The sequence below is a fragment of the Mongoliibacter sp. genome (assembly GCF_007692705.1).
Lineage (GTDB): Bacteria > Bacteroidota > Bacteroidia > Cytophagales > Cyclobacteriaceae > Mongoliibacter.
In genome coordinates this window covers 1-5,471 of the sequence record NZ_REBN01000066.1, presented here as the reverse complement: position 1 = coordinate 5,471, position 5,471 = coordinate 1, and the positions used below count along the sequence as shown (strand labels likewise).

The 5,471-nt window shown below is 39.2% G+C and carries 5 protein-coding genes; 4 read left to right on the top strand and 1 reads right to left on the bottom strand.

Annotated elements, in window-relative coordinates:
• Positions 1–1,289, bottom strand: a 1,289-nt coding sequence (locus tag EA341_RS01310) for an amidohydrolase family protein (RefSeq protein ID WP_293010873.1), incomplete at its 3' end; no start/stop codon positions are given.
• Positions 1,290–1,536: 247 nt separating this feature from the next.
• Here EA341_RS01310 and EA341_RS01305 point away from each other — a divergent pair.
• The 4 genes from EA341_RS01305 to EA341_RS01290 form a co-directional block, all read left to right on the top strand.
• Positions 1,537–1,899: a response regulator gene (locus tag EA341_RS01305; RefSeq protein ID WP_293010872.1), complete on the top strand. Its 363-nt coding sequence runs from the start codon at positions 1,537–1,539 to the stop codon at positions 1,897–1,899.
• Complete coding sequence (locus tag EA341_RS01300; protein WP_293010871.1) at positions 1,896–3,506, top strand: hypothetical protein; 1,611 nt, start codon at positions 1,896–1,898, stop codon at positions 3,504–3,506. The genes EA341_RS01305 and EA341_RS01300 overlap by 4 nt, the downstream gene beginning before the upstream one ends.
• Positions 3,499–4,971 (top strand): glycosyltransferase, encoded by a 1,473-nt coding sequence (locus EA341_RS01295; RefSeq protein ID WP_293010870.1) that lies wholly within the window; start codon positions 3,499–3,501, stop codon positions 4,969–4,971. Before EA341_RS01300 ends, EA341_RS01295 begins: the two co-directional genes overlap by 8 nt.
• Positions 4,972–5,008: 37 nt before the next feature.
• Positions 5,009–5,471: tetratricopeptide repeat protein (locus EA341_RS01290; RefSeq protein WP_367126802.1), on the top strand; the 463-nt coding region annotated here is incomplete at its 3' end.

Here is a 5,471-nt window from a genome sequence, read left to right as displayed (position 1 = left end):
ACTACATGCTTGATTTGCGCTTCTTCACTGAATATTGGATCTGTCATGATCACCAAATTGGCAAGTTTACCTTTCTCCAAAGTCCCTGCAAACTTCTCTATTCCGAGAATACTTGCTGCATTGCTCGTCAATGCTGCCAAAGCACCTTTTTCACTCAGACCATTTTCAATCATTATTTTAATATTTTTGTGCAGGTCTGCACTTCTTCCTCCCATACTCCCAAAGGCAAATGGGATTCCTGCTTCTTCCAAAATGGCAGCCTGCCTCAATGCAAGTTCATAGGCTTCAATCACCCTTTTGGTCCTGGCCTGTACCTCTTCTGATTTGTCCTCGACCTTGGATTTGGTCACCTTGTCATCAGGTAATTTTATGCTCAGTAAAACCTTGGCATTGGAAATCTTAATTGCATCGATGACCGCATCCGCCTCATTTACGCCAGCCAATACTATGTTGAAGCCATTTTCTTTTTGCAGTGTCAGTGCCCTTCTGATTTCAAGGTCACTGGAAACTTCAAAAATGATGGGAATATTTTTGTCCAAAACCGGATAAAAGGCCTCTAAAGTCTTGTTGATCTCAGGGCGTTGTAGTCCCGCTTTTGAGGCAAACAGCCTCCCATGTTCGGAGGAAAGTTCTGCATTCTTATATAAATCCCTGAATTTGGCCATTACACCCAAGGTTGTGCCAGGATACATGCCCCTGCCCATACCCCTGAATTTGGCAGATAATGCTGTTTGCTGTGCCAAAACATTCGTGGAACTCGGGTCTCCATAGGTTACAATCGAAGCTTTACCTGGCAACATACCTCCATCCGGAAGTATTTGAGCGATGGTAAATCCTGCTTTTCTAGCATCGGTAACCTGTGAACTTTTACCGTCATAATAATCCAATACGGATCTCCAAGGTGTAATCCCTGCAATTTCATCAGGTGGGTTGGAAGGGTTGAAATTGGAAGGACGGTCTCCTTCGGGAGCCTTTCCCACCCCGGCATTACTCGCCCCATCTATAAATCCAGGGTAAATAAATAAGGAATCTCCTTCTATGACTTGCGCTTCCTTTGGAATATTAACATTGGAGCCTACTGCTTGAATAAGCCCATCTTTAATTAATATTGTCGCATTTTCGACAGTGGTACCTGCTGAGGTGGTGATGCTTGCGTTTTTAATGGCATATGTTCCGGTTATCCTTCTTTCTCCGGTAGGATCGCTCTGAGCCATCACAGTTGAAAAATTAAGCAATACCATTAAAACAATTAGCCCCGCACGCAACCTGAACGTTGAATTCAAATTCATACTTTTCGGTGGTTTTTGATGTTTGTTATAGTTTACAATCTAATAAAAGATTTTTTTTGCAAAAAAGTTATTTTTTCGAGATAGGCCAAATCGGTTAAGAACGGCAAATTAAAATATTCATAATGCATTTTAAATATATTGTATTTTTTTTACCTGTTATTAAAATATTTTAAACGGTTTTAAGGATTTTTTTTTGATATTTTAATAATTATCTTTCGTTCAATAATCACCCTAAATACGATTCATCATGAAGAATGTGCTTATTATTGAGGACGATAAGTTGATATCAAGCCTTGTTCGATTTAGATTAAACAAGGATGGCTATAATGTCACTACTGTAGATGATGGAATCAAAGGAATGAATGCCATTGATACCACCAATCCTGACTTGATTATTACTGATGTGATGATTCCATTCAAGAATGGCATAGAAATAATCAATTATTCCAAGAAAGTTAATCCAAATGTTCCTATTATTGTGTTAAGCTCTTTGGGAGAAGAAGAAAGTACGGTTATGGAAGCTTTCACTTTGGGTGCCTCTGATTTTGTACCCAAGCCATTCAATCCGAATGAGCTCGCTATCAGGGTTCAAAGATTAATCAATAATTGAAATCAATAAATCCATTTAATAGAAATGCAAAGCAGAAGATAGCATTGATGACTGTCTTCCTTTTGCTTTTATTTTTTTCGGCCTTTGCACAGGAAGGTCAAGACGAAATTGACTTTATACCTGTTCCGATTGAAGAGGTGCTTTTAAAAGGTAGAGAAGTCCCAGGTGTAAGTTTTGTTTACAGTGTTTCTTTGCCCCAGGGTGTAGATGCATACAGTTACGCCCTCAGGCCATCCTCCCAGACGAATACCTGGGTTACCGATACCCTACAATATTACACAGATGTCAAAGCACTGCAGGATTCTGTGTACAGTCACTACGAAGTGTCAGGCGATATTCAGGCGTTTTTGTTTGATGAAATGATCTCAGAGGAAGGGCTTCAATCCTATTTCGATAACCTGGTCAGGAATGAGCTTTATATCATTGAGGAAGATAGGGTAGAAGACGACACCAAAGTAGGTGAGTTGATTATTTTGGGAAACAAAATGCACTTCAAACCATTTTACAGACTCAAGATCCAAATTCTCTCGGATATCAGAATGATCATCCTGATATCATTTCTGGCTTTTTTTGTTTTCGCAGCTATCGTACTGGTAATTGTCATATTTATTATCAAAACCAAAAAAAGAAATAAGGATGTTTTAGTAAAGCGCTTCAAAGACTTGTGCTATGAACCTTTATCCAACCTTCTTTTTGAGAAATCTTTGGAAGAAATTCAGGAAATGACCAAAGGGGATATTGCTGCAGTGCTTCCCAAAAACTTGATGGATAACTCACTTTTCAATGATGTATTGATCCAAGAGATCATCAGCCTCAACAAAAACATGAAAGGTGATTTCAAACAAAAATTGAAGTTGATCTACCGTAAGCTGGATTTGGATAAGCACACCATTCAAAAACTCAGTTCCAAAAGATGGGATATTATAACTACAGGTATTGTAGAAATCAATGAAATGGACGTGCTTGAGGCGGAAGAATTGGTGAATAAATTTATCAACCACGATAATTTCTATATCAGGTCGAATGCCGTAGCTACACTTTTGAACATTTCAGGGGATTCAAACCTGAAGGTTTTGGCCAACCAAAAATATCCGCTTTCCAAATGGCAGCAAATGATTTATTACCGCATTATCCGGTACACCAAGGATAATAGGAACGTATCGCTTCTCTTGGAGTCAGAAAATCAAAGTGTACGGGTGTTTGGTATCAAACTGATCCGCTATCTTGGACTAGTAGATCAGCTGGAAGTGTTGAATATGCGTTATGCCGAATCTACTGATCCTGAAAAAATTGAAATGCTCCGCTGCTTCAACATGTTTGGATATGTAGATAGTCTGGAAGTTGTATATGCTGATCTTAAGTCAGACAATATACCATTGGTAACAGAGGCAATTACTTTAATTCAAAATATTGGTGAGAAAATTTCATTGACAATCCTCTTTGAACTTAGTCAGTTGACCAATGAATTTGACATCAAAAAAGCGGCAATGAAAGCTATTTTTCACCTTGACCCCATTGTTTTTGAGGAGTACTATGGACATACCGAAAATGACTTGGAACTCAGAATTAGTCGTCACCTTAAAGATCCTGTTTTAAATAATGTATAGCCTTTTATTTGACATACTGATAGAGATTTTGGGGATAATGTTTCTGTTATACAGTTTTTGTATCATAGTTTCCTATTTGATCATTACCGTCTTGTCAGCATTGGAAATGAGAGATCATCTCCGGAAAAATAAGTTTGCCGACTACCTTGACGTAGTGACCAGCCCTGTTTCTCCAAGTATCTCTATCATCGCCCCAGCATACAACGAAGGTCTCAGCATAGTCCAAAACGCCAAAAGTTTACTTACCCTGCATTACTCTAAATTTGAGGTAATTATTGTAAATGATGGCTCTAAGGATGATTCAGTAGAGAAAATGATAGCAAGTTTTGATTTGGTGAAAACAGATTTTGCTTTTAACCCAAGCATCGCTTGTAAAGAAATACGTGCCATATATAAATCAACCAACCGTTCTTTTGCCAAACTTACTTTTGTAGACAAAGAAAATGGAGGAAAAGCTGATGCGCTCAATGCTGGTATCAATGTGTCTACCATGGACATCATTGCCTGTATTGACGTGGATTGTATCCTTTCTTCTGGCTCGCTTACCCGAATGGCACGTCCTTTTATGGAAGAAACCAATAGGAAGGTGATTGCCGTAGGGGGTGTCATAGGAGTGGCAAACAATTGTGAGGTCAAGGATGGTACAGTAACCGATTATCGTGTACCGGATACTTTATTGGGTAAATTTCAGGTTATCGAATACTTTCGTTCATTTCTGATGGGTAGAATGGCTTGGACCAGAATCAACGGATTGATGTTGATATCTGGCGCTTTTGGCTTTTTCAACAGAGAGGTGGTTCTCAAAGTAGGTGGATACTTGCCCCAAACAGTGGGAGAGGATATGGAGCTGATCGTGCGGATGAGAAGGTACATGGAGGAGGAAAACGTTCCCTATAAGGTAGGTTTTGTGCCTGATCCATTGTGTTGGACTGAAGTACCCGAATCTGAGGAAATCCTATCAAGGCAGCGTAACAGATGGATGCGGGGAACGATTGAGACACTCCAACTACACAAAAAAATAGCTATGAATCCAAAGTATGGAGTGCTTGGAATGGTCTCCTACCCATTTTGGAGCATTTATGAGAAATCAGCTCCTATCATGGAAAGCATTGGTGTCCTCTATACTTTGGCAATGATCATTACAGGTGACTTCTCGGCAATTTACCTGGTAGCCCTATTTGTGCTGATCTACTTCTTCGCTGTGCTGATATCATCATTTAGCATTTTGTACGAACAATTGGCCTACAACAATTATAAAAATAAAGATGACCTCCGAAGCTTATTGAAGGTCATATTGCTAGAACCCTTTATCATCCATCCAAGAATGGTCTTATGGGGTTTGAAAGGACACTGGGATTTCCTCAAAGGTAAAGGCGGATGGGGCGTAATGATCCGTTCAGGTTTCAAAAAAGCAGTAGATAAACAAGACGTGGATAAACAAGAAGTAGAGGTTTCTCAAAATTAAGAATGATGAAATGCCCTTTGGAGAAAAATATATTTACATGAAAATCAGGACGATTACATTCCTATTTCTTATGCTTTGCATGACGCTTGCAGTACAAGCACAGGAAAGTTATGATCCTGATGCCAAGTTTCTGGAGGCTCGAAAATTGATTTTAGATGGAAAAAGGGACGAGGGTAGAAAAATGGCTAAAATGGTCTTGGAGAAATACCCCAATTACAGTGATTACCATATACTGATCGGAAGGTCTTATTCTTGGGATGGCAAGTATGATTCTGCCTCATACTATCTAGATAAAGCAATAAACATTTCTCCACAGTATGAAGATGCTTACCTGGCCTATGTAGATAATTTGTTTTATGCCGAAGATTACGAAAAAGCAAAAGAGATCATAGACCTGGGTTTGGAGAAGATAGGACCCAGTTCTTTTAACCTAAAATACCGTCAGTCCAGGTATTTGTACAATACAGAAGAGTATAAAGAGGCATTGGCCATAGCCAATG